Source organism: Kitasatospora sp. NPDC058046 (assembly GCF_042885595.1).
Taxonomy (GTDB): domain Bacteria; phylum Actinomycetota; class Actinomycetes; order Streptomycetales; family Streptomycetaceae; genus Kitasatospora.
In genome coordinates this window covers 20,583-42,605 of the sequence record NZ_JBHVRS010000023.1, presented here as the reverse complement: position 1 = coordinate 42,605, position 22,023 = coordinate 20,583, and the positions used below count along the sequence as shown (strand labels likewise).

At 70.4% G+C, this 22,023-nt stretch carries 23 protein-coding genes and 2 pseudogenes; 9 read left to right on the top strand and 16 right to left on the bottom strand.

All coding sequences use genetic code 11. The features are described from left to right. Positions 1 to 407: 407 nt before the first annotated feature. On the bottom strand, positions 408 to 1,193 hold the full coding sequence (locus tag ACFVU7_RS35360) for a DUF6083 domain-containing protein (protein WP_388049504.1): 786 nt from the start codon (positions 1,191 to 1,193) through the stop codon (positions 408 to 410). A gap of 352 nt (positions 1,194 to 1,545) precedes the next feature. Here ACFVU7_RS35360 and ACFVU7_RS35355 point away from each other — a divergent pair, with 352 nt between their 5' ends. After that, positions 1,546 to 1,926 carry a hypothetical protein gene (locus ACFVU7_RS35355; RefSeq protein ID WP_388049380.1) on the top strand — a complete coding sequence of 127 codons (381 nt, stop codon included), beginning with the start codon at positions 1,546 to 1,548 and terminating at the stop codon, positions 1,924 to 1,926. A 150-nt stretch (positions 1,927 to 2,076) separates the two neighbouring features. Here the strand turns inward: ACFVU7_RS35355 and ACFVU7_RS35350 are convergent. From ACFVU7_RS35350 to ACFVU7_RS35340, 3 genes and pseudogenes are all read right to left on the bottom strand, one after another. Then, positions 2,077 to 2,337, bottom strand: a pseudogene (locus ACFVU7_RS35350) (hypothetical protein); the annotation flags it as partial. A gap of 224 nt (positions 2,338 to 2,561) precedes the next feature. Next, positions 2,562 to 5,417, bottom strand: coding sequence for a hypothetical protein (locus tag ACFVU7_RS35345; protein WP_388049377.1), 2,856 nt, complete (start codon positions 5,415 to 5,417; stop codon positions 2,562 to 2,564). 258 nt (positions 5,418 to 5,675) lie between these two features. Then, on the bottom strand, positions 5,676 to 6,041 hold the full coding sequence (locus ACFVU7_RS35340) for a trypco2 family protein (RefSeq protein ID WP_388049374.1): 366 nt from the start codon (positions 6,039 to 6,041) through the stop codon (positions 5,676 to 5,678). A 959-nt stretch (positions 6,042 to 7,000) separates the two neighbouring features. Here ACFVU7_RS35340 and ACFVU7_RS35335 point away from each other — a divergent pair. The 4 genes from ACFVU7_RS35335 (at position 7,001) to ACFVU7_RS35320 (ending at position 9,923) form a co-directional block, all read left to right on the top strand. After that, a complete protein-coding gene (locus ACFVU7_RS35335) occupies positions 7,001 to 7,255 on the top strand; it encodes a hypothetical protein (RefSeq protein ID WP_375874367.1) in 255 nt (84 codons plus the stop codon). 130 nt (positions 7,256 to 7,385) lie between these two features. Next, positions 7,386 to 8,477: a helix-turn-helix domain-containing protein gene (locus tag ACFVU7_RS35330; protein WP_388049371.1), complete on the top strand. Its 1,092-nt coding sequence runs from the start codon at positions 7,386 to 7,388 to the stop codon at positions 8,475 to 8,477. A 139-nt stretch (positions 8,478 to 8,616) separates the two neighbouring features. Continuing rightward, entirely contained in the window at positions 8,617 to 8,907 is a 291-nt protein-coding gene (locus ACFVU7_RS35325) for a hypothetical protein (protein WP_375874365.1), read from the top strand. A gap of 224 nt (positions 8,908 to 9,131) precedes the next feature. Further along, positions 9,132 to 9,923 (top strand): SAM-dependent methyltransferase, encoded by a 792-nt coding sequence (locus tag ACFVU7_RS35320; RefSeq protein WP_388049368.1) that lies wholly within the window; start codon positions 9,132 to 9,134, stop codon positions 9,921 to 9,923. On the opposite strand, the gene ACFVU7_RS35315 is transcribed toward ACFVU7_RS35320, so the two are convergent. Next, positions 9,920 to 10,867: a helix-turn-helix domain-containing protein gene (locus tag ACFVU7_RS35315; protein ID WP_388049366.1), complete on the bottom strand. Its 948-nt coding sequence runs from the start codon at positions 10,865 to 10,867 to the stop codon at positions 9,920 to 9,922. The genes ACFVU7_RS35320 and ACFVU7_RS35315 overlap by 4 nt on opposite strands. Before the next feature lie 93 nt (positions 10,868 to 10,960). Further along, positions 10,961 to 11,203, bottom strand: coding sequence for a DUF397 domain-containing protein (locus tag ACFVU7_RS35310; RefSeq protein WP_375875687.1), 243 nt, complete (start codon positions 11,201 to 11,203; stop codon positions 10,961 to 10,963). Between the two features lie 231 nt (positions 11,204 to 11,434). Here ACFVU7_RS35310 and ACFVU7_RS35305 point away from each other — a divergent pair, with 231 nt between their 5' ends. Beyond that, positions 11,435 to 11,857, top strand: a complete 423-nt coding sequence (locus ACFVU7_RS35305; RefSeq protein WP_388049363.1) for a hypothetical protein — start codon at positions 11,435 to 11,437, stop codon at positions 11,855 to 11,857. Positions 11,858 to 12,340: 483 nt separating this feature from the next. Here ACFVU7_RS35305 and ACFVU7_RS35300 read toward each other — a convergent pair whose 3' ends face one another. From ACFVU7_RS35300 to ACFVU7_RS35285, 4 genes and pseudogenes are all read right to left on the bottom strand, one after another. After that, entirely contained in the window at positions 12,341 to 12,859 is a 519-nt protein-coding gene (locus ACFVU7_RS35300; protein WP_388049360.1) for a hypothetical protein, read from the bottom strand. Between the two features lie 477 nt (positions 12,860 to 13,336). Further along, entirely contained in the window at positions 13,337 to 13,864 is a 528-nt protein-coding gene (locus ACFVU7_RS35295) for a hypothetical protein (protein ID WP_388049358.1), read from the bottom strand. Positions 13,865 to 13,954: 90 nt separating this feature from the next. Then, positions 13,955 to 14,347, bottom strand: coding sequence for a hypothetical protein (locus tag ACFVU7_RS35290; protein WP_388049355.1), 393 nt, complete (start codon positions 14,345 to 14,347; stop codon positions 13,955 to 13,957). Between the two features lie 234 nt (positions 14,348 to 14,581). Next, positions 14,582 to 14,677: pseudogene (locus ACFVU7_RS35285) on the bottom strand (DUF6924 domain-containing protein); the annotation flags it as partial. A gap of 98 nt (positions 14,678 to 14,775) precedes the next feature. Here ACFVU7_RS35285 and ACFVU7_RS35280 point away from each other — a divergent pair. Continuing rightward, positions 14,776 to 14,925, top strand: a complete 150-nt coding sequence (locus ACFVU7_RS35280; protein WP_388049352.1) for a hypothetical protein — start codon at positions 14,776 to 14,778, stop codon at positions 14,923 to 14,925. Between the two features lie 150 nt (positions 14,926 to 15,075). Here the strand turns inward: ACFVU7_RS35280 and ACFVU7_RS35275 are convergent, their stop codons facing one another. The 5 genes from ACFVU7_RS35275 to ACFVU7_RS35255 form a co-directional block, all read right to left on the bottom strand. Beyond that, complete coding sequence (locus ACFVU7_RS35275) at positions 15,076 to 15,429, bottom strand: hypothetical protein (protein ID WP_388049349.1); 354 nt, start codon at positions 15,427 to 15,429, stop codon at positions 15,076 to 15,078. Positions 15,430 to 15,497: 68 nt separating this feature from the next. Then, positions 15,498 to 16,598: a DUF4192 domain-containing protein gene (locus ACFVU7_RS35270; RefSeq protein WP_388049346.1), complete on the bottom strand. Its 1,101-nt coding sequence runs from the start codon at positions 16,596 to 16,598 to the stop codon at positions 15,498 to 15,500. A 74-nt stretch (positions 16,599 to 16,672) separates the two neighbouring features. After that, positions 16,673 to 17,710: a DUF4192 domain-containing protein gene (locus ACFVU7_RS35265; RefSeq protein WP_388049344.1), complete on the bottom strand. Its 1,038-nt coding sequence runs from the start codon at positions 17,708 to 17,710 to the stop codon at positions 16,673 to 16,675. A 202-nt stretch (positions 17,711 to 17,912) separates the two neighbouring features. After that, positions 17,913 to 18,905 (bottom strand): DUF4192 family protein, encoded by a 993-nt coding sequence (locus tag ACFVU7_RS35260; protein WP_388049341.1) that lies wholly within the window; start codon positions 18,903 to 18,905, stop codon positions 17,913 to 17,915. 113 nt (positions 18,906 to 19,018) lie between these two features. Further along, positions 19,019 to 20,056 (bottom strand): DUF932 domain-containing protein, encoded by a 1,038-nt coding sequence (locus ACFVU7_RS35255; RefSeq protein WP_388049338.1) that lies wholly within the window; start codon positions 20,054 to 20,056, stop codon positions 19,019 to 19,021. Positions 20,057 to 20,503: 447 nt separating this feature from the next. On the opposite strand from ACFVU7_RS35255, the gene ACFVU7_RS35250 reads away from it, so the two are divergent. Beyond that, positions 20,504 to 20,722, top strand: coding sequence for a hypothetical protein (locus ACFVU7_RS35250; protein WP_117490292.1), 219 nt, complete (start codon positions 20,504 to 20,506; stop codon positions 20,720 to 20,722). A gap of 2 nt (positions 20,723 to 20,724) precedes the next feature. Beyond that, a complete protein-coding gene (locus ACFVU7_RS35245) occupies positions 20,725 to 21,663 on the top strand; it encodes a hypothetical protein (protein ID WP_388049335.1) in 939 nt (312 codons plus the stop codon). Here the strand turns inward: ACFVU7_RS35245 and ACFVU7_RS35240 are convergent. Further along, complete coding sequence (locus ACFVU7_RS35240; protein WP_375875673.1) at positions 21,660 to 22,019, bottom strand: hypothetical protein; 360 nt, start codon at positions 22,017 to 22,019, stop codon at positions 21,660 to 21,662. The two genes, ACFVU7_RS35245 and ACFVU7_RS35240, sit on opposite strands and share 4 nt — an antisense overlap. Positions 22,020 to 22,023 lie beyond the last annotated feature (4 nt).

Here is a 22,023-nt window from a genome sequence, read left to right as displayed (position 1 = left end):
TCCGGAAACCGCGTCTTCCCGTCACGGTCGAAGTCGGCAAGGCATACCTTCTCCGGGACGACACCAGCAGCAGCCAATACACCGCCCCCGGCCGGAGCGCTCCCTCCCAGCACTCCTCCCACTACATGAGCGCGCCCTGCCAACGCCTCTTCCAGGTGACCGGCCGTTCCGTCGCCATCGAAACTCATGAAGTGCGGTGTCAAACCAGGGAGTTCGTCGACGCCTCGCCTACAAGAGCATTCCTTCGCGACCGGTGACGTCGAACGGGCCGCGCCGCCTGCCACCGGGCGCCGGCTGGGACTCAACCGCCCTGGCCGCCCGACTACTTCCTCACCTCAGGACCGCCCGCCCGGAGGCTCAGCCACCCGGTCGGCCGACGGCGCAGCAGAGCTCGATCGCGGCCCAGATCAGCTGTCTCCGGTACGGGGGCGTGGCATGGGGGGTGTGCTGGCGGGTCCGTCGGGGCCGGTGCCGGGCAGGTCGGTCCAGCGCCATTCGTTCCGGGTTGCGAGTCGCCGCAGGTGGACTTCGTTCGTCGGGGTGCGGGGAATCAGCCAGGTTCCCTCGGCGCGCTCACCGAGGCGGTTGAGCACGACATAGATCGGGTTGGCCAGCTCGGCAGGGTCGGCGGCCTGGACCTGGAGCCAGTCATCCCAGCGCGATACCTCCACGGGCATGCTGCCGCGGTCGTCGACCTCGTTCTCGGTGAAGAGCGCGCCCTCGTGTTCCGCCTCTGGGGAGACGCCGTACTCGTTGGGGGCGAGGTGCAGCGGCGCGTCCTCTCCGACGGCGATCCGGTAGCTGCGCCCCCGGACTCCGAGCATCCGTCGCACTTCGTCGAGTTCGGGTTGAAGGGTGCCGACCCGGGCGGGACAGACGGCGTAATGGATCACCCTGCAACGGCCAGCCTTCCGGCCCGGCCCTACCAGGCCTTCGTCGTCCTCGTGCCAGGCGACCCTGGCCGGCACGCGACGGCTGGGCAGGTCCCTGGGCTGCAAGGGGATCCACTTGCCCCCGGTGGACATCTTCCACTCGACCGTGGTCAAGCACTCCTTGCAGCGCGAGTAGGGAGAGTAGTTCTCCCCTACGGGCTTGCCGATCGTGCTGGCCCACGTCTCCAGGGTCTGCCTGCGGGCGTCACCACCGTCATCATCTCTGGCCACTCCCAACACCCCACCTTTTTGACGGAACATCAAAAGCTGGCCATTCAGCAGGGTAGGCGACTGTTCCGACAATCTTCAGGTACTTCACGCACGCACGCAGGATGCCGGCGTCTCCGCCCTGGCAGGTGGTCACCGAGGAGGACGCCGTGCCGCCGAGGCCGGCAGTACGCGAAGGCACCACCCAGGGACGACCCCCGGTGCAACCCAACGGTGCAGGGCAGCAGGCGCGGGCAGCGGCGGACAATGCAGACTCGGCACGTCGCTTTCAGAGGCCGGGCATCCCGTCACCCCCATGACGGTATACGGGTACGCTGATCTGCGCAGTTTGCATACTCACCAAGACCTCGGGGGATCCGTGCGCCGCCGTTCCATCATCTCAGCGTTGCTCGGCACCGCCGTCGTCGCCAGCTTGTGCGCATGCGGCTCGACGCCGGCACCGGTGGCAAACGCGGCAGCACCGGCCGTCAGCAGCCCATCCACTGATTCCCCGGCTGTCCCCTGCGCGAAGCAGGCATGGCCGCAGCCGATTCCCGCCAGTGCCATCGGCAACAGCCTCATGCATGCGATGGTCGGCGAACTCGACTGCTTCAACGTCACCAAGGCGGTGGCACCGGATGGCCACGACGCACTCGACGACGACCTGTCGGTAAGTCGGGCCTACGTCATCGTCAAGGTCACCCCGGATGTCGGCTCCGTGGTCGACACGGCCGACGAGGTCGTCCTCACAGTGGACACGCACATGCCCGAACACAGCTTCTCGTAGAGCCGCGACTTGGCACCTGGAGAGGTCTGGGCGCGCGGGTCGCCCCGGTCCAACACGCCCATGGCACCACTTCGGCCAACGGTTGAGAGCAGTTGGCCGTTCCACCGCTCCGCGGCCACCTCCGCCGCGAGGCCACTGGCGCCTTCGGCACTACATCAGGGTCGGATGGGCTTCAGTACCGTCGCCGGGCCGGGTCGAGCTCCTTGGTGAAAGAGCCGAGGCGGCCTTGAGGACCTCGCAGGGCCAACGGGGCTCGGCGTTCTCCTTGCGCAGAGCGGCCGGCTCCTCCTTCTCAGCCGTGGTGGGCCGGTCGTCGCACTCGCCCCGGCCCGCCTCGTCCTTCCGGGTCCGGTTCCACAGGGCCTTGTGGTGCACCCTGAGATCGCGAGCCGTCTGCCGGATCACGGGCTTCGGATCGGCGGCGCGGCACTCGGCAACAGCTCACTGCCGAAACTCGGGCGGATACTTCATCGATGCAGCCATGGCGGAGGCTCCCTTCTCACGGCCCATCAGGCCGTGTCCGACAACCTCCCGCGCCTCGGGAACCTCACCCCAAGACTCGCGGGACACCCTCTGAGGTGGCCGACCCGCCGTGCTACAGAGCGGGCCGACCCGAGTAGCTACGCGCAGGCTAGCTACTTACGTCCTTTGAGCCAGGCAGTCACCTCAAGGGAACGTTGCAGATCGCCTTCGAAGCGGTCAGGGAGTTCCAGAGCGAGGGTGTGGTAGTAGCCCGTCGCCTCCTGAACGGCAGTCAGACCCTCGGTCCACCGCTCGGATCTGCCGAGCAGGGTGGAGAGGTTGTTGAGGGAGTCGGCGAGATCGGGCAGGTAGGCGTCCGGGTTCTCCGCGGCGAGAGCGCGACGGATCGTGACCGCTTCCTGGATGGCGGCCAGGCCCTCGGCCCACAGAGCAAGGTCGTCGGACCTGAGGGCAAGAGTGTTGAGGATCATGGCGAGGTTGGGTAGGTAGGCGTCCGGATTCGCCTCGGCGAGCGTGCGGTAGTAGCCGGTCGCTTCCTGAATGGCGGTCAGGCCCTCGCCCGACCGGCCGGCGTCGCCGAGCAGGGTGGAGAGGTTGTTGAGGGTCAGGGCGAGGTCGGGTAGGTAGGCGTCCGGATTCGCCTCGGCAAGGGTGCGGTAGTAGCTGGTCGCCTCCTGAATGGCGGTCAGGCCCTCGCCCGACCGGCCGGCCTCGCCGAGCAGGGTGGAGAGGTTGTTGAGGGCCAGGGCGAGGTCGGGCAGGTAGACGTCCGGATTCGCCTCGGCGAGCGTGCGGTAGTAGCCGGTCGCCTCCTGAATGGTGGTCAGGCCCTCGCCCGACCGGCCGGCCTCGCCGAGCAGGGTGGAGAGGTTGTTGAGGGAGTTGGCGAGGTTGGGCAGGTAGGCGTCACGATTCGCCTCAGCGAGGGTGCGGCGAATCGTGACGGCTTCCTGGGCGGCGGTCAGGCCCTCGGCCCGCCAGCCGATGCCGCCGAACTGGTAGGAGAGGTTGTTGAGGGCCATAGCGAGGTCGGGCAGGTAGACGTCCGGATTCGCCTCGGCAAGGGTGCGGTAGCGGCGGGTGATGGCGAGGGTGAGGCGGGCGGCGGTGGTGGCGAGGCGATGGCTGGCGTGGGGGAACCGGTCGTAGATCGCGGCGAGAGTGTCGCGGGGTGTGTCGGGGCTGGTGGCGATCGCGTCGAGGGCATCGATGAGCGGTTGGGGGTGGTCGGTGCGGGTGGCGGTGGCGACGATGTGCTGCGCGAGCTGGTGGTGGCGGCGAACACACAGGTCGATGAGCTGCGTGTCGAGTCGGAGGGCGGGGTGGGCGCCAGCACGGGAGTAGACGGTGAGGAACTGTTCGATCTGGGTGTCGTCGGCGCCGTCGAGCAGACGGTCGGCCAGATGGGGGTCGGCTTCGAGCGTCCGGCCGGCGTGGCGTTCGGCGAGACGGTCGGGCTGCAGCGCCCCCCAGGGCGGCCTGTCGGTCAAGCTGGCACCGGTGGTGGGCGGGTAGAGGGCGGCGAGCCAGGCGGTGACACAGTCGCGGCGGTCACGGGGCTGGTCGGCGAGGGCGGGCAACCGCTGCCACAGTCGGTCGGCCTGGTCCCGGTCGGCGGCTCCGGCGAGATGCGCGGCGGCGAGCGCGACTTCCAGCGTGGGGATGCTCAGGGCGGGGGTGAGGCCGGTGGCGACAGCGTGATGGCGCCAGTACCGGCGCTCATGGGCGAGCAGCCGGTCCTCGACCGCCTCGGCTTCGTCCGCTGTCGCCCTGGCGTGTTCGGGTGCGGACCGGGTGGCGTCGAGGAGGTCGGCGAGGGCGGTCATCTGGAGGGTGAGGGCGTTGCCGTAGGCATCCGGGGTCAGGTCCCTGTCTGGGAGGGCGGAAACCACGGGTGTGCCCTGGTCCTGGCCGATGGGGTGCTTGAACTGCGGTAGGACGGCGGCGAGCGCGCCGGCGGCCTCGCGGTAGTGGTCGGACCGCCGGAGCGGGTCGTCCTCCAGCGGGGCGAGGCGGTGGGTTCGTACGGTGGCGAGGTAGTGCTCTGTCAGGCGGCTCTCGGTGGTGGTCTGGCGCCACCAGTCGCCCTCGGTGCGGGCGAGGAGCAGGAGTTTCAGCGGGGTGGCACCCGGGTGCTGGGCTGCTGCCTCGACGAGGGCGGTGAGCTGGTGGGTACGGGTTTCCGCGTAGTCGAGGACGACCAAGAGCGGCCTGGCCGCGTAGCGGACGGCCGCCAGTTGATCGGCGGTGGCGGCGGCCCGGGGCCACAGGACGGTCCAGCCGTCGGCGGCTCGCAGGTCGGCCAGGTGGTGGGCGAGCCTGGTCTTGCCCTGGCCGCCGGGGCCGTGCAGGAGCCATGCGCCGAACTCGCCCAAGTCGCACCAGGCGGTCAGTTCGGCCAGGAGGTCGTGCCGGCCGTGGAAGGGGACAATCTGCCGCCAGGCTTCGAGGAGGGCGGCGGGCGTCGCCGGTGTCGGGCGGGCTCCGGGGGTCTGGGCCGGGTCGGTGAGAGCTTGGAACTCCACGCCCTCCAGCCCCGCGAGGGTGCCGCCGCCGTGTTCGAGGAGGGCCGCGCGGAAGGCGGGATCGTGGGTCAGGACGTAGGTGGGGATCACGTTGAGCCGGGCGTGGCCGGAGTGGGCGCGGTCGGCGGCCACGACTCCGGTCAGCAGGGGTCCGCATAGGACACCGGCGCCGGACAGGCCGCCCCACGGCGGCGCGCCCTCGGGCGACCAGTGCGGGGGGTGCTGGTCGAGGTCCATGACGTACTGGTTGTTGACGAACCCGGTGCCGGGGTTGATCCGGCCCGCCAACTGCTCGGCCTCCACTGCGAGGCGCGGCCGCTGGGCCTCGTCCGGCACCCCCCACGTCTCGCACCGCGCGCCGGGGCGGGTGGTGACCAGCCGCCCCCACCGCACCGGGCCCGCGGGCGGCTGCCAGTGCGGGGAGTCGTCGACGAGGACGAGTGCGGCGTCGCCCCGCTCGCCGGCTGTGCCGGCCCATGCCACCTTCCCGCCCGCCGTGCCGCTCCCGCCCGGGTGAAACACGTGGACGCTGGTTCCGGCCGGGCCGGTGACATGCGCGGAGGTCAGCACCAGCCGGCCGCCGACCGCATATCCCGACCCCGACCCACCCACCCCGGTCACCGCCGCAAGACGCCCCTGCTCCATCCCGGACCCCCACCAGCCCTGCTCGCTCTTCCGCCTGCCACCCGGTCGCTGCTCCCAGCCCCTGGTGCTGTCCGGGACCGGAAACAGCCCGAGGCCCTACTCGATGCGCCCGGAGGTGTCACCGGGCCCGACCGGGCGCTCCCCCGCAGAGCTGACGAGGAGGTCGCCGCCGTCGGCCCGCTTCGGGGTGAGAGTGAAGGAGACCCGGTGGGTGCGAGCGCGGGAGACGCCGGCTTCGGTCTCGGCGCCGACTGCCCAGAGCTTGAAGCCGGCCTTCGCCGTCGCATCGGCACGCAGTTCGACCTCGAACTCCATCTCCACCGGCCCCACCGCGAACACCACGCCCGGATCAGCCCCGATTCGTGCCGCCGCCTCGATCAGTTCGTCGCGTACCGCCGCGACTGCGTCCGCCAGCGGAACCCTCATCCGTATCCACCCCTTGAACACCTGACCTGCGGTCATGCCGATGCGGACACCGTAGGGCCCGCAGAGCGGTCTGCGCAGGCGAAGGCCGACTTCGGCCAGGCGGGCCCACCGGCCCCGAAGTCAGACGGCTGATCGGCCCGGTTGGCCGCTACGCGTAGATGGCCAGCGTCTCGGTCGCCGGCGTCTTCTCGGCTTGGGATGTACCGAGAGGCAGGTCCGGCAGGGCTCGGACGAGCCCAGCCGCGCTCATCCGAGTTCGCGTAGGAAGCGACGCCGACCGGCCGAGGCGTGTGGCGGGGGTTCGCCGGTCGGCGGCGGTCCGTCGATCTGGGCGCGGGACTCCCGCTCGGCGTCGTCGGGTCGGACCCGGGGACGTCCCTCGGCCGCCCAGGGCCGCGCGGCAGACCTGCCCCTGGCACTTGCCCTCCTACTCCCTGGATTCCAGCTCTCGGGCCGGCACCGTGAGGAGGAGCTCAGGCGCTTCTCTGGAGGCTCGGGCGCGATAGCCAGGTTGGTCCTTCACCCGCCTGCTTGTCTCACCCCCTCCGCATCGTGTGATCTACACCACCATAGTTCCGGAATATTCTGCTCCGGTCATTTGCATCTGCAACCGGGGGGATTGCAAAGGATCGTCAATCTTGCGTTCGAACATTGGACCGCAAGGTCAAATTCCAGGACTCGGAGGGCAATCCCTGACGCTGACCCGACGCGAATCCGCGCATCCCTGATCAGATCCGCACGCCTATGCGCCACCATGCGGGCATCCACTGATAGTTACTGCGCACGACACCCCTGCGACCAGCACCCCTAAAGGTGACGAGTCCCCGTCAGTCCTGCCATTCCCATCGACTCCCGCAATCGGCCAGAAAAGGTCCCGTTGATGCAAGTGGTCTTCGGGCGCGCCGAGTTAGCGGTACCGTTCTCCGCACAGCAAAAGGACGGCCCCGGCCTTGGTGTCGGAAACCGCTGGCCGGGGCCCGGAGCGAGGAGTGCGTGTGCACAACTACGCCCTCACGGGGCTGCCTGCTAGCCGACCCGTGATCGCCACCGAACCTACCAGTCACCCGCGGCTGTCGCGCGGGTTCGTTTACTGGGACGTATCGGTCTCCCTCGGCTCGGTGACCGCAGCCGTCACCGTGCCCATGGCATGTGCCAACGCGGTGCCGTGGTGGCTGCTCGCCGGACTCGGCGCGCTGATCACCGCCGCCGGTCAGGCTCGATTCCGCTACCGGCACCTGCGCCTGCAGTAGGCACCGTCCCGGCAGGGGTAGGCCCGCATGCTCTGGCACACCCCTGCCGGGCGCCCCGGGCGGACCGCCGACGCGGTCCGCCCCTGAGGGCGGAAATGCCGCCGGATGAGGGAGAAAAGGGCAATCAGAGATGACGACATGGGTGACCGCGACGTGCGCGCTGGAATCGTGCGGACGGGCGTTCCAGCGGCCGGTGCGCGCGGGGCGGCCGAAGCAGTACCACACGACGAAGTGCCAGAAGCGGGCGCAGCGGCTGCGCGACAAGGGTCGGGCTGCTGTGCGGCGAACCGCCCAGGACGCCGGCGGGTGGGGGCAGTTGGTGGCGGAGGACGTGCACGCGGCGGCGGGCAGGCTGCTGGACGCGCAGTCGCGTCAGGCGCCGCTGGTGGTGCTGGTGGCACGTGCGCGGGAGCTTCGCGGCGAGGTCGACCACTACGCCGCGGCGGTGGTGCACGATGCGCACCGTGGCGGTGCGTCGTGGTCGGAGATCGGGGCGGCCCTGGGGGTCGAGGCGGATTCGGCTCGGCGTCGGTGGGCCCCGCAGCAGGTGGAGCAGCAGCTGGTTCGCCGCCGGGGCCGGCAGGCGGCGGCCGAGCCTGGCGGGAGTGGCCCTGTGTCGGGGGAGGTGGCTGTGCGTGCGCCGGGGCCCCGGTATGCGGACCATCTGGCGGCGGCGCTGACCGTGCTGCAGGTGGGTAGCGAGGTGAGTCTTCAGGCCGCGGCGGAGCAGGCTGGGTGTTCGGCGTCGTACGTGTCGAGGATTCTGGCTGGGGACCGGGTGCCGACGTGGCCGATCCTGCAGACGCTCGTGGAGGCGTTCGGGGGCGATCCGCGGTCGGTGCGGATGCTGTGGGAGTTGGCTCAGGGCATCGTGTTGCCGGGTCGGGTGTCGCTGGCGGTAGCCGCCGACCGGATGCTGTGGGCGCTTCGTGGCCTGCATCTGGCGGCTGGCGAGCTGCCGGTGGAGCGGGTGTGCGCGCGGGCGCCGGGGCTGACGGAGAAGCTGGTGCGGTCGGTGCTGGAGTTCGAGACGGTGCCGGACTGGCCGGTGGTCAGTGCCCTGGCCACGGCGCTGGGCGGGCGCCCGGCGGACCTTCGTCCGTGCTGGGAGCAGCTGCACTACGCCGTGCTGGTGGAGTTGGTGCACGGGGGCTTCGGGCGGGCCGGCGGTTTCGAGCGCGCGGCCGTGCCGGAGGGGGAGGCGAGTCATGGCTGGGAGTGATGAGGTGCTGGATGCGTTTGTCCTGCGACACCGGGGCCCGTACTGGAGGTATGCCGTGTCCCGGTTGGGGTCGGCTCCTGGTGCCCAGCAGGCAGTTGATCGGGTGGTGGTGAGGCTGGCGGCGGATTGGCCTCGTCTGGTGCGGGAGCAGAATCTGTCGGCTGTCGTGTGGGCGCTGGTGCGCGAGGAGGTGTCGGCGCGCTGTGAGGGGCGGCATGGTGCGCAGGAGGCGGACGCGTTGCACCGCCTGTTGCCGAGCGCCGCTGCCGATGCCGCTGTGTTGCACTACCGGTTGGGGATGCAGCTGACGGAGGCGGCGGACCTGATGGGCGTCGAGCCGTCGACGGCGGCCGGCTTGGTTCTTGCGGCCGAGAGGAGTCTGCCGCGGGCGGTCGGGGGGCGGCTCGCCTTCCGTTCGGCGGGTACGTGAGCCAGGCCTGGTCCGTGAGACCGGCGCGAAGGGGTGGCGCGAGTTTTCGCACTCGCGCCACCCCTTCGCTCAGCTGCGCCAAAATTGCGCGCCAGGTTCAGTCTTACGAGCCCTGAACGCTCCTGGCGCGTCGTCATATTGGCCTCTAGCATGGGGACTTCGATCAAGGAGCTACAGCCGGGGGTGGTCGCGTGCAGTCGGGTGCGGAAATCGGTCCTCCCGCGATGTTCGACCCGAATCAGCCCAGCGTCGCTCGTATGTACGATCTCCTGCTGGGCGGGCACGAGGGCTACGAGTCGGACCGCGTGGGGGTGGAGCGACTGCTGCAGGTGGCGCCGAGCAGCCGGACCGTCGCGCTGATCAACCGGGCGTTCCTGATGCGGGTCGTCGAGGTGCTGGTCAGGGACTACGGGGTCAGACAGTTCATCGACTTCGGTTCGGGGCTGCCGACGCAGCGCAACGTGCATCAGGTCGCCCAGGGGATCGATGCCGCCTGCCGGGTCGTCTACGTCGACAACGACCCGATGGTGCTCCACACCGGCCGGACCCTCCTGGCGGAGAACGACAACACGGCGATCGTGTGGGCGGACATGCGCGATACCGACCGGATCTTCTCCAGCCCCGCGGTCGAGCGGCTGATCAAGCCCGATGTTCCCACGGCGGCGCTCTTCGTCAGCGTGCTGCACTGCATCCCGCAGGCCGGTTCGGTCCCGCCCGCCGAGGTGGTGCGCCGGGTGCGCGGGCGCCTGCCCGCCAGCCAGCCGGCCTACATGGCCATCTCCCAGCTCGTCAGCCCGGACCGGGCGGTCCGAGAGCGCATCACGGCGCTGATGGCCGAACTCACCCGCGACACCTGGGGCGAGGTGCGCACAGCGGCCGAGGTGACCGCCTACTTCGAGGGCATGGAGATTCTGGAGCCCGGCGTGGTCGAGGTGTCCCAGTGGCGTCCGGCCAGGAGGGTCCGGCCCCCGGAGATCGAGTGGGAGGAGTTCGGCGGCATCGCGAGGGCGCACTAGCCCGCGAAACCGGTCCCCCGCAGTCGCCCCCCGTGGACACTGATCGCGTTCTTGATGAGCGCCAGGCCCTCCGTGCGGTCTGCCACGTGCCCCATCAGCGTTCGCAGCAGGTCCCGGTAGTGGTCGACCTCGTGTGGCTTGCTCAGGTAGGTAGCGCCGGCGCCCGGCCCCTCCACGTAGATTATGTCTCCGGGCCCCCCGTACTCGAAGCCGAGCCGGGCGAAGGCCATCGGCGGCGGGGTAACGTTCGCGGCGAACGGCAGGATGCGGATGTAAACGTTCTCGTGTTCACCGAGGTCCTGCAGGTGCTCCAGTTGCTCGATCATGATCTTCGGGCTGCCGATGTTGCGGTGCAGCACGCTCTCGTCCAGCAATGCCACCACCGTGCGGTCGGGCTTGTCGTACAACAGCTGGGCCCGGTCCATCCGCTGCTGCACGCGACGCTCGACCTCGCGCGACGGCGCCCGGTGGCGACCCGCCTGGATGATGGCCGCCGCGTAGCGGCGCGTCTGCAGCGGGCCCGGAACCACGACTCCCTCCCAGTACTCTGCCTGCGCCGCCTCGACTTCCAGACCGATCATGCGCCGGAACCACCCTGGAGTGATGTCCGCGTACTCCGCCGCGAAGGGCCCGGCTGCCACGCGGTCCAGCAGGGTCTCCACGTTCGCGCGGTCCTCGTTGCCGACACCGTAGAACTTGATCAGGTCGTGCACGTCGCGCGCCGACGGGGCGCTCTCGCCGCGCTCCATCCTGCTGAGTTTGGACACCGATGCGCGGATGTGCGGGGCGACGTCGGACAGGCGCATCCGACGTTCCACCCGCAGGTCCCTCAGCGCCGAGCCGAGGACTCTCGCGGCAACAGCCGGCCCGCCGTTTTGTGGGCGCTTGCACATGTCGCCGCCTTCCGGCTCGCTCAGTGCGGGACGGGCGGGGTCGGCAGGCATGCAGGACTCCTGAGGGCCGGGTTCGGGAATTACTATCCCACGGCCCGCGTCCCGCATGCCCGCCGTTCTATGGATCCCATCGGCTCGAACGGATCAGTTGAAGAACAGGTGGTTGAACGCCCCGCCCCCCATGCCCTTGGCGAACGCCATTCCCTCGTCGTGCGTGAAGATCAGCGCCGGCCCCTGCGGGTCACGGGAGTTGCGGAAGGCGATGTGGCCGTTCGGCAGGCTCGCCACCTCCACGCAGTTGCCCTCCGAGAAGCTGTAGGGGCTCTTCTCCCACTCCACCGCCAGCAGCGCCGCACATACACCGTTCTGCGGAATTCCAGCATTCATTCGACCTCTCCCCTTTCATCGCACGAAAATGCGAACACTCAACCCCTTGCAATCCCATTTGCAATTGCAAGGGAGTGGTTACGGGAATGCTAGCGACAGGGAATTCGAACGCGGTGTCCTCCAAACGGGTGCCTTCGATCCGCATCACGGCGCCCCCTTCTCTCGGGTTGCGGACCGTCGAAGGGGGGAAGGGGACGGCAGACATTCGCGCCGCACTCGCTCAGGAGGACCGTGCCGACCGGGCCCGACGACCCCTGCTTCACCCGCGACCCGGCGCTGGGTCCGGCCATGCCCCGGCTCGCCGTGCACCGCACATGCGGCACACCGGCCGCCGTAGAGACGGCACAAGCGTTCGCGAGGTCCACGGTGCAGCGGTGGCGGACTCCCGTCGCCGACGAGGCGGTCACCGACGCCGTCGACATTCTCCTGCACAACGTCGGCCAGGAGGAGGCGTGGCTTGGACTGGTCGAATCCGCCACCGACCTACTACTCCTCCTCACCCTGAACCCGCCCATCGCACCCGCCGACACGGCCCGACCCGCCCCCGTCCTCCCACGCGCCGACGACGCCACACGCTGGATCAGGATCAGACTCCACGCGGCCCCCTCGAGCGCCCCAACGCCCCACCACCCCAAGGAACGAGGCCACGGCTAAGGCCCACCCCGAAACGGATCTCGGATCGGGTCGCAGTACCCCCTCCTGCCGGCAGACCTCCTCATCGCGGAAGCCGGTCCTCCCGCCGGTGGTGGCGCCGAATACCGAAACCGACGTCCACCCCCGGCTGTCGCGACGGCCGTTCGCCCACCGGACCAACCGGCTCGCCCCCGCCGGCCATCTTCAAGGAGCCGGGGAACGGGCCTTCGCCGCCCTGTCCGGGAGAACCGGGACCAGGCCGAAGACCGCGGCGATGCCTTCCGCTCGCCCTCAACCGCCAGGCCGAGTGCACGACGCGCTCGCCGGGCACGTGGGCCGTCCGCCGCGCACAGGACGACGAGGCTCTGCGAGAACGGCTCTGTCCGCAGTTCCGTAATGATCTCCATGGGCCTGCGGGGATTCCAACTCTCCGCCATTGGTAGCGAGTTGATCCACAGCCGTAGGATCCACCCATTCCGACGTCGTCGAGACGACCTGTCGGCCCTACAGGGAGTCCCTGAGGGCCTGGAAGGCCTTGAGGATCTCGCCGAGGGCAAGCCACCCCTCGGCGGCCAGCTCGTCCGCTTCCCGCCGACGGCCGGCACGACGCAGTACCTGGATATGCTCAACCAGCCGAGTCGCCTCCGCGATGACCTGACTACCCGCCACCTCAATGATGTACAGAGGACTCTCGGTGGCTTCCACGATCCCGGCGGCCACCCGGGCGACCGCGAGCAGTTGATCGGCACTCAGGTGAGCCAGCCGTGCGAACGCGACGGTCTCCGTGTAGCCGCCTTGCGGTAACTGATCCTGCCTGAGGGTCTCCCGCGCGCCGCACGTCCGCAGGAACGCCAGGACGGCCTGCTCTGCAACGAAGGCGTGCCGGCCGTCGTCAAAAGGGATCTCAGCCGTCGTGCGCCACCCGTGTCGAGCATGCTGTCGAACCCGACTGGTACGACTGGCCCGGCTTGTGACGCCTACCTTCAGCGCATCCAGCTCGTCGCACTCTGCGATGTACAGCACAGCCCCCGCCTCGACCAGAGAATGGAAGTTCCGGCCCTGGCGGGCGCCAGCACCTGCCGTCTTTGTATGCACGCCGCGATCGTGCCGGATGACACCGACAACCTCGCCACTCCCGATGCCGGTAAGCCATCTATACCGGGAGGCCGGTACCGATGACCTGGCCTTTCACGGAACTCCGGTCAGAGCCGCTTTCAACGAGCATCATCAAGGACGAGCCGGTCAGATCAGGCCTATCCAGGGTGGCCGGGTAGCCGTAGTGTTCGGCGCCCGCCAGGACCGGGTCGGGCTGCAAGAACAGGTCGGTGGCAGAGTTGTACAGGCGGCCTACCGGTCGCAGAACGGAGGACTGCTGCTCCCCGGCCCGGCCGTCGGGATCGCCGATCTCGGAGCTGGGACGGTGCCGAGTTCTGCACCGGATTCTCGCAACCGGGCAGACGGCAACCAGGCCGAGCACCGACTCGACTCGGCGCGCCGGACCTACGGTTGGTAATAGCAGGCCAGGTCTACCTGGCGACTTTGGAGGTCTACGGAGTCCATGGGGCGCGCCTCGATGGGGGTTGGCCTGCCCAGGCGTCGCCCCGCGTCGATCTCGTGCGCGAGGGCTATGGCAGGGAGCGCGGCGGGGAAGTCGGGCTGCGACCGATGCCGGGGACCGGCGGGGAACACAGCGCGGGTCGTACCGGCCACGCGGAGGATGTCCGCAAGTCGTCGCGCAGCCTCGTCGGGCATCGGCAGCTCCCGGCGGCGGACCTTGCCGGGATCCAGTTCGACGGCTTCGCCGCCGGCGTCCGCGGCCTTCAGGCCTGCGATCTCCTGCGTGCGCACACCCTGCAGGACCGGACCGAGGACACGGTCGGTGGAGGTGCGGGAGGCCCGGTCGACCTTCGCCTTTGCCACCCGGGCAGGGAGGATCAGCGGGTCCCGCTCGACCTCGGTCTCGCCCTGGTGTCGCGCCCAGCTTCGAAGTGCCTCTTCCACCCGCTGCCGCGCATCCTGGCCCGTCATGCAGTACACGCTACCCGTATCGCGTGCTGCGTGGCGTTGGGTCCGGTCCGCGCGGCCCACCAACTGTACTGGGACCGTGCGGGCTTCGGATCACTCACCGGCGGCGAGCCAGTGGAGCCGGCCGTCCTTGGCGTAGGTCCGGCACGTCAGGGCCAGGCCCGCCGAGGAGGTCACGGTGGCGCCGGCTTCCCGGCACTTACGGTGCGGCTCGTTGCAGCTGCCCTTCTTCTTCCCCGCCGTCTGGGCGCAGTTCTCGGTGTCGTTCGCCTCCCGCCCGGCGGGCGAGAGGTTGTCGTAGTTGCTCCCGTCGTGCCGTCCGGGAGAGTCGCTGCCCGCGGTGCCGGCGCCTGCCTCCGTCCCGGTTCCGGCACGCTTGGTCGGCGAGGCGACCGTCGCGGGCGGAGTCGGCTCGGTTGTCGCCGTCCTCGGTACGGGCGGCGGGACCGGCACGGGCAGGGCCGACGCGGTCCGCGAGGTCGGCAAGGTCGGCGGCGGCAGTGTGGGTGGCAAGGCCGAAGTCACCGGTTCGATGGAGGAGACCGGCGCCGGGGACGAGGCCGTGTCGGACCCGCCGGGCCCGCAAGCCGCAGTCGTGGCGAAGAGCAGAGCCACGGTGGCGACAGCCACCGCCTTCGGCATGGTGCGTACGCTGATCTCAAGGCGGGGCATCAGGCCAGTCTAGGCAACCGGTGATCTTGGCCTGCTGGGCGGCCTGGCTCAGAAGTCTCTGAACACCCCGTCCTCGTCGACGGCGCGGGCGGCGTCGTCGAAGTCCATGTTCGAGATCGACAGGTTGTTCTCGATCACCCAAAGCTCCGCGGCGACCCTCGAACTGCATCACGAGCTCGGGGACCGGGAACGCCTTGGCCCTGACACCCTGCAATGACGGGAACCTGGCGCAGCGGTGGGTCGTGAACACCGGCCAGGAGCACACCACCATCGCGAACGAGAAGAACAAGAACGAGGTCCTGAAGTCGCGGGGCGCTGGTTGTTACATCTATCTCGCCGAGGTCAACGGCAGGCCCACAGCCGACGAGCTCTGGACCCTGATCTTCAGGTAGGCCCGCAGCACTTTGCCCCGTCGAGCCATAGCTCGACGGGGCAAAGTCGTACGAGGCGGAGCCGACCTGCCGGACGTCGCGGGAGGACGGACTCCCGAACGTCCCCTGGTGTGCCGTGGTTGCGCACGGGCATCGGGCGCACCCCTTCGTTCACATCCGCTTGGCCGGCGGCGACACCTCGACGATGCGACCGAAGGCGGCGCCGACGCGCAGCGCGAAGATCGCGTTGCCGTGGGCGTTGACGAAGCCGCGGCAGATCGCGCCCTTCGTCCCGGGCGGGGCGAGGGCGGGCAGGGTCGAGTGGCAGACGATGTGTCCGTTGGCGGCGAGCGCCCCGGCGGCGAGTTGTCGCACGCGGCCGGGGGCGAGGTTCATCAGGTTGCCCGGGCGGTAGATGCAGGTGTCGCACAGGCGGGCGAGAACCCGTACCTCCCCGGTGGCGGGGTCGGCGACGGCCGGCGCCGGGTCGTCGTCGGGCTCGAGCCGCGCGTCGCTGTCGTTCACGGTGTCCTCCTGGTCGTCGCAGAGGTCCGGGGCGGGCGTGCGGTGCCCGCCCGCCCCGGACCGGGTGGTCAGTTGTCTCGGCCGCGAAGACGGGCTTCGCGCTCCTCCCGGAACTCGTCAGCGATGTCGTCCACGGAGCCCGTCATCACGAGTTCTTCCATCAGGAGCCCGGCCAGAAGGTAGCGCGGGTCGGCGGTCCTTGCCCGTTCGAGGGCGATGAGAGCGGCCGGGACTTCCCCGGCGACGGCGGCGGTGAACGCCGCGAGGGTCAGGGGAGGCGCGACGAGGGTCGTGGTGGCGCTGGCGCAGCGGCGGGCCAGCAGTGCCCACAGCTCCCGGGCGCGCGGCAGCTCCTTCGGTTCGATGTATTCGAGCGCGACGTCCCGCAGGGGCCGGTGACTCAGCCCGACGATCAGTTCTGCCGTCTGGTCCGGGGTGAGGTCCTCCAGGGGGGTGCCGTCTCCTCCGTCGAGCAGCAGCCGGTCGAGGATCGCGGTGAGCCGTTCGGTCTCGGCGTCGAAGCTGGTGGCCTGTACGCGGGCGGCGCGCTCGCCGACGGCGTGCAGGATCGCGGCGCGCTGGGCCGCCGCATCCTTCCCGGTGACGGGTTCGAGGGCGGCGGCGATCGCGGCTTGGCTGGGCGGTGTGGGGATGCCGACGGCGCGCGCGTTCATGGTGACCACGCCCGGGTTGTCGGGGCCGTCCACGGGCATGCCCTCGTGCCGGTAGTTGGGGTTGTCGTGGTGGTACACCCACCAGTGGGTGGGGGTGACGAACATGGCGGCGAGGGTGTCGATGCCGTGGGTCTCGGCGGACAGCAGGAGCGCGGTCGCCACCGTCCGGTGCCGGGTCATCGCGGCGTGGCCGTCGCCCGCGTCCTGCTGGCGCGCGCACAGGTACACGAGGATGGCGGCCGGACCGGTGGCGAGCTTCTCCAGGCGGTGCAGCGTGCTGTGCATCATGCTGTGCGCGGCCTCGTTCGGGTCGTCCTTGGCGCTGGGCAGATCGAACTTCTGGCAGAACAGCGGGCGATCGTGCAGGGTGTCGTGGACGAGGACGAACACCATGCCGTCGGGGCCGTCGGGCTGGTAGCTGAGAAGGTAGGGCAGTGCTTCGACGGCCTGGGCGGGGCTGCGGACGTCGAATACGGGCACCGTGTTGATGGTCAAGGGGTTCTCTCCGCTCGCGGTTGGTCTGGGGGGTGGGGCAGGGGCCGCTCGGCGCGGCCCCTGCCGGGGGCGGCTCAGCCCGTGACGGGGCCGGACCGGGTGGCGCGGAGTTCGCGGAGGTGTTCCCGCATATGGTCGAAGGTGAAGCCGGTGTTCAGGATGTGCAGCAGGAACGTCGTCAGTTCGGCCTCCGGCAGGCAGCGTTCGGCGGCCTGCAACGCGAGGCGGGCCGGGGCGTCGTCGTCGAGTGCCCATGTCGTGAAGGCGTAGAGCCCGAGCGGAGCGGCGGCATGGTCGGTGTAGGAGGCGGGGCAGCGGCGGGCGAGGGCCAGCCACAGGCTTCGCGCGGCCGTCAGCTCGTGGTCCTCGCAGTGCAGGAGTCCGGCGTTGACCACGTCGGGGTACTGGAGGACAAGGAGCAGCCGGGCGGCGAGGGCGTCGGGGATGGCCTTGGCCTTCTCGGCGTCCGGGATGAGGTCGGCGATGGTATCGACCAGCAGGGCGATCCCGCTGTCCACGACGCTCTGGTGGCCGTCGGAGCGGATCTCGGCGTGCATGGCGCGTACGGCGGCGTTGAGGACGGCCGTGGTGGTGGCGGCCCGGGCCCCGGTGGCGGGCTTCAGGGATGTCAGGACGTCGGCGCTGCGGGGAAGGCCGGTGGCGTCGAGTTCTGCGGGCGGTTGAGGGATCGGGCGTCCTTCGCTGGCTCCGGTCGTCAGCATCGGCCAGTAGTGGGTGCGGGTGACGTACAGCGTGTCGCTGAGGTCGAGGCCCTGGTCGTGGCACGCGTCCCGGAGGTACTCGGCGATGGGCTGGTGGACGAGGCGGGACTGGGGCCCGTAGTCCGCGTCGGCCAGGTCGGGGCAGATGTAGGCGACGAGCTTGCGGGTCGGCACGGTGGCCGAGGACCTTTCCTGGTAGTGGTCCACGAGTCCGCGCGCGACGGGCCGCCAGCGCGCGGGGTCGGCGGGCAGGTCTGTGCGGAGGATTCCGAGCGGTTCATTGTCCGGGGTGATGCCGGCGATGACCACGCTGGCCTCGGGGTGGAAGCCGAAGAGGTGCGGCAGCAGGTGGACCAGGTGGTCTTCGGTGCTGTAGGGCTGGTGGGTCATGGGTCCCTATCAGGGTTGGTCCGGATTCGCGGTCCGGAGCGGCAACAGAAGAAGACTTCCGCCTTCTTTCTTGACTTAAGTCTATTTGAGGGGCGCGCCCGTTGGGCACACCCCAACTCCCCCGACTTGGGGCGCAGTCGGAGCCGGGCCCGGGTGCCCGCCCCCGCAGGGACGGGCACCCGGTGCCACGCACAGCCCCCGACTACTCCTCGCGGTCCTCACGAAGGGCTGCCCTCAGTGCCTCCGCCACGCTGACCGGCGCGCGGACGACCTGCTCCAGCTCGGCCCGGAAGACCAGCCCAAGCAGCACCTGCGCCTCCTCGTCCCCCGGCTTGACCTCCAGCGCGAGGAATGCCGCGCCTGCGGCCGCCGGCACGTCGCCGTCGAGCAGCAGCGCGATGCCCAGCAGGGTGAGCGGCGCGGCAGCCATGCGGCGATAGGGGTCGACGCACAGGCGGGCGACGCGCGACCACAGCGGCGCCGCCCTCTTCACCTCCTCGGGTTCGCAGTACGTCGAGGCCGCGTGCAGGATGTCCCCGTTCTGGACCGCGAGAAGCAGGCGCGCCACCTCCTGATCGGTCAGGTCCTCGACGTCACGACGACCGGTCAGCACGGCGGCGAGCAGCGGCTTGAGGCTCCGCTTGGCGGCCTCATGGCCGGCTTCCAGCTCGCGCGCGAAGGCGCGCACGGCGTCGGCCACCACGTCTGCGCCACCCTCCGCCCCGACCGTGGGGCCCCCGTCGGCCGTCCGCCCCGCGGCAGCGCGGGGCGTTCCCGGACCGGTCTCACCGATGGACGGAAGACCCCACCACTGGGTGGGAATGATGAACTGGCTCGCGACGACGTTCAGTCCGCGCTGCTCGCACACGATCAGGAGGTTGAGCCACACGGCGTTGTAGGGGCGGACGTCCTTGAGGCCGTGGCCGTCGCGGGCGTAGATGAGCAGCGCGACGTCGCGCTGCCCGCGGCCAGTGGCGGGCATCCCGGCGATGTCGCCGATGAACGCGCGGGCGAAGGCCGACGAGCGGGCCGACCCGTGCCGGCCTTCCGGGATGTCCGCGAGGTACACCCTCAGGGGGTCGCCGAACTCGGCGACGGCGATCTGACCGGCCGGTTCGCGCCCGAGCGCACCGGCCACGAAGTCGGCCAGGCCGGCCGCCTCGATGGCGACGGGCGGGTTGCTGCTGTCGGACATGACGGTTCCTCGTTCCAGGGGAGAGTGGGGCCGCGCGGGCGGGCGGCGCGGCCGAGGCGATGTGGAGCGGCTGGCGGTCGGCCGGGGGCCCGCAGGCCCCCGGCCGTCGGGGGTTAGGCCGCGAGCAGCAGGGCCTTCGCCGTGTCCTTGAGCGGGTTCTTCTGGTCGTGCAGCAGGGTGGTCATCGCCAGGTTGGCGCGGTGCTCCCGCTCGGTCAGGGCCTCGGGGGCCTTGACGGTGCGGAAGTAGTCCTCGAACTCCACGACGGCCTGGAGGGCCGCCCAGCGGGTGCCCCGGATGTTGTCCTGGGTGTCGGCCTCGGCGAACAGGTGGTGCAGCCGGTCCCGGCGCTCCTCGTGGGCGGCGACGATGTGCTTGCGGGCGCCGTCGCCCGGGGCACCGAACAGCCGGGTGATCAGCTTGTCGAACTCCTGGTTGGTCATCGCCTGCTGGTAGAGGGCGGTGGCCTCGGCTTCCAGGGCGGCGGCGTAGCGCTCGGTGAAGCCGAGGGCGCGCCGGGCCTCCTCCAGCCGGTCGAGGGCGTCGATGGTGTGGCGGACCTTCCAGACGCGCTGGGCCTCGTCGACGGCCATGTCGAGGGTGTTGGTGCACACCGCCCGCACCGGCGTCTCGACGGCGACGGCGGCGGAGCGGCCGTCGTGGCTGTTGGCGAACAGGGTGTAGAGGTCGATGCGGTCGGCCGCGCCCTCGGGGTCGAGGGTGATGCTCGGGGACTTGACCGACATGAAGACGACCCGGCCGCCGTCGAGCGCACCGGCGGTCTCGTAGGTGACGTGGCCGCCGCCGACCAGCTCGTCCAGGAAGGTGAAGGCGTCGCGGTTCTGGATGGGGGTCCAGGTGTTGCCGACGAGGCCGCCGACCCAGTCGCCGGTGTCGGTGCGGACAGTGGCGAAGCGGTTGGGGATCTTCTTGCCGAGCTTGCCCTTGTTCATCGGCAGGATCGGCAGCTTCTCGACCTCCCAGTCCAGCTTGGCGAGGTGCAGGACCTCGTCGCTGGCCTTGGCATCCTCGGTGACGGTGCCGAGGCCGTGCCAGGCGGGCTGACGGTGGGAGTAGAAGGCGGCCTCGCCGGTGGTGTTGTCGATGGCGCCGAGGTCGGCCCGGCCGGTGATGACGTCGCTGTCGCGCATGGGGTTCTCCTGTGAGGTCTGCCCGGATTCGCGGTCCGGACTGGCAACCAAGCTGACTTCCGTCTGCTTTCTTGACCTCAGTCTATTCGTGGGCGGGCGCCCTTGGGCACACCCTTCGAGGCACGAAGTTCAGGCAGTTCCCGCACCGACCGAAAGCACCGAACCGACGTCTCGGCCCTTACGTCACCGACGACCGTCAGCGCCGAACGGGCACCGAGACGCCTGGACAGAAACAGATCAAATTCGCGGAAACCAGCAGGTCATCACACCGAAGCTCATTCCTCGACCGCTTGACGTCGACAGGGTCCCCATCCCGAACGGAGTAGCGCAACAACTCGCGAAGCACGGAGACTCATGGTGTAACCGGCCTCCACCGCCGCCGAGTTGGCCCACCCCCGCACGGGGCGTCAAAGCCCCCTCCACGCCCCTACTCAGAAGGAGATCCGCATGAAGTCCCTGCCCGCTCCCGCCGCTCTCATCACCCACGCCCACCTGGCCGGCCCCGAGGCCGCGCTCCTGGTCGTCCTGATCCTGGCGCTCGCCACCCTGGCACTGACCGGAACGCCAGTGCCGGACGCGCTGACGGTGGTCGCGACCGCCGCCTCGACCGGGCTGCTCACCCGCCGGCACCCGGGCGGCAACCAGCTCGACGGACGGGGTCGCTGACCTTGGGTCGCCACGCCAACCCCGTTCCGGCGGGCACCAACCCGCGGCTGCGGGCGCTCGCCCTGGCCCTGCGCCGGATGAAGAAGGCCAGCGGGCTCACCTACGCCGGCCTCGCCGCGCGCACTGAGGCTCTCGGCACGCCCAGGGGAGCCGCGACCCTGAGCCAGGCCGCCGCCGGCCACCGGCTCGCCCGGCTCGACACCGTCCACGCGTTCGCCCGCGCAGCCGCGGACCCTGCGGACACCAAGGCCCAGCACCAGGCCGCGCAGGACATCCGCGACCTGTGGCAGGCGGCGGCCATCGGGCGCGCTGCTCCTCTGGCCTCCGAGCGGGCCCCGAAGACCGAGAAGTACCAGCCCAGACGGACCTTGGACAACCTGGCGCTGGGGCTGCGAAAGGTGCGGGCCCGGGCAGGTCAGCCCACGCTCAAGGCCCTCCAGGACCTGTCTGAAGCGGCCGGGCACCGGGTGGCGAAGAGCACGATCCACCTCATCCTGGCCGGGCGCGTCTTGCCGACCCGGGAGCAGCTGGCCGCGCTCCTCACCGCTTTCGACGCCGCCGCGGGTGCCGGTCGGAACGCGGTGCGCAGCCAGTGGAAGTGGATGGCGCTGCGCGACTTCATCGAGTCCCGGACCCGTCCCGCCGCGCCTGTTCGCGTCACCGGCTACGGGTGCGTGGACGGCTTCCTCGACACGGTGTTGGAGAGTCAGCAGCGCAAGGAGGAAGTCCTGCGGAAGATCGGCAAGCTCGCCAAAGACGAGGACGAAGACGAGGGCGAGTACCGCCTCGGCGTCGTCACCAGCCGCATCCCGTGGGAGTACATGGACGACGACGAGCTGGCCGCGATGCAGGAGGCGGCCCACGAGGCTCTCGAGACCGACCTGGCCCGGCAGGGCAGCCGCGACCTTCTCGCCGAGCTGCGCGCCCTGGCCGGCGGCTAGCTGCTCGCGCGGCGGTTGCGCAGCTCCAGTCCGGCCTGCTTGGCGTACCGGGTGACGAGGGCGGGGGACAGCCCGGAGGCGTCGGAGATGCGGTAGACCGGCACGGACCGGTCGGGGTAGGCGGCGAGGACCCCCTCGAGGCGCATCTCGCGCATGGCGGTGGCGGTGTCGTCGATCACCGTGAGCGGGTCTCGCAGCTGCTCCAGGAGCGCCATCGGCTCCAGGCCTGCGTCCTTGACGGCCTCCAGCGCGGCCTGGAGGTCCTGGACGACGGCGGCGAGTTGTTCGCCGGGGCTCGTGGCGGTGCGGCGCGTCTTGCTGCGCTTCGGCGTCGCGGCCGGCTCCTTGCCGCTCATCGGT

Coding starts and splice junctions, on each gene's coding strand:
- ACFVU7_RS35360 (WP_388049504.1), bottom strand. CDS start 1,193: ATGTTCCGTCAAAAAGGTGGGGTGTTGGGAGTGGCCAGAGATGATGAC.
- ACFVU7_RS35340 (WP_388049374.1), bottom strand. CDS start 6,041: ATGACCGCAGGTCAGGTGTTCAAGGGGTGGATACGGATGAGGGTTCCG.
- ACFVU7_RS35330 (WP_388049371.1), top strand. CDS start 7,386: ATGACGACATGGGTGACCGCGACGTGCGCGCTGGAATCGTGCGGACGG.
- ACFVU7_RS35320 (WP_388049368.1), top strand. CDS start 9,132: ATGTTCGACCCGAATCAGCCCAGCGTCGCTCGTATGTACGATCTCCTG.
- ACFVU7_RS35315 (WP_388049366.1), bottom strand. CDS start 10,867: ATGCCTGCCGACCCCGCCCGTCCCGCACTGAGCGAGCCGGAAGGCGGC.
- ACFVU7_RS35310 (WP_375875687.1), bottom strand. CDS start 11,203: ATGAATGCTGGAATTCCGCAGAACGGTGTATGTGCGGCGCTGCTGGCG.
- ACFVU7_RS35295 (WP_388049358.1), bottom strand. CDS start 13,864: ATGACGGGCCAGGATGCGCGGCAGCGGGTGGAAGAGGCACTTCGAAGC.
- ACFVU7_RS35265 (WP_388049344.1), bottom strand. CDS start 17,710: ATGACCCACCAGCCCTACAGCACCGAAGACCACCTGGTCCACCTGCTG.
- ACFVU7_RS35260 (WP_388049341.1), bottom strand. CDS start 18,905: ATGTCCGACAGCAGCAACCCGCCCGTCGCCATCGAGGCGGCCGGCCTG.
- ACFVU7_RS35255 (WP_388049338.1), bottom strand. CDS start 20,056: ATGCGCGACAGCGACGTCATCACCGGCCGGGCCGACCTCGGCGCCATC.
- ACFVU7_RS35250 (WP_117490292.1), top strand. CDS start 20,504: ATGAAGTCCCTGCCCGCTCCCGCCGCTCTCATCACCCACGCCCACCTG.
- ACFVU7_RS35240 (WP_375875673.1), bottom strand. CDS start 22,019: ATGAGCGGCAAGGAGCCGGCCGCGACGCCGAAGCGCAGCAAGACGCGC.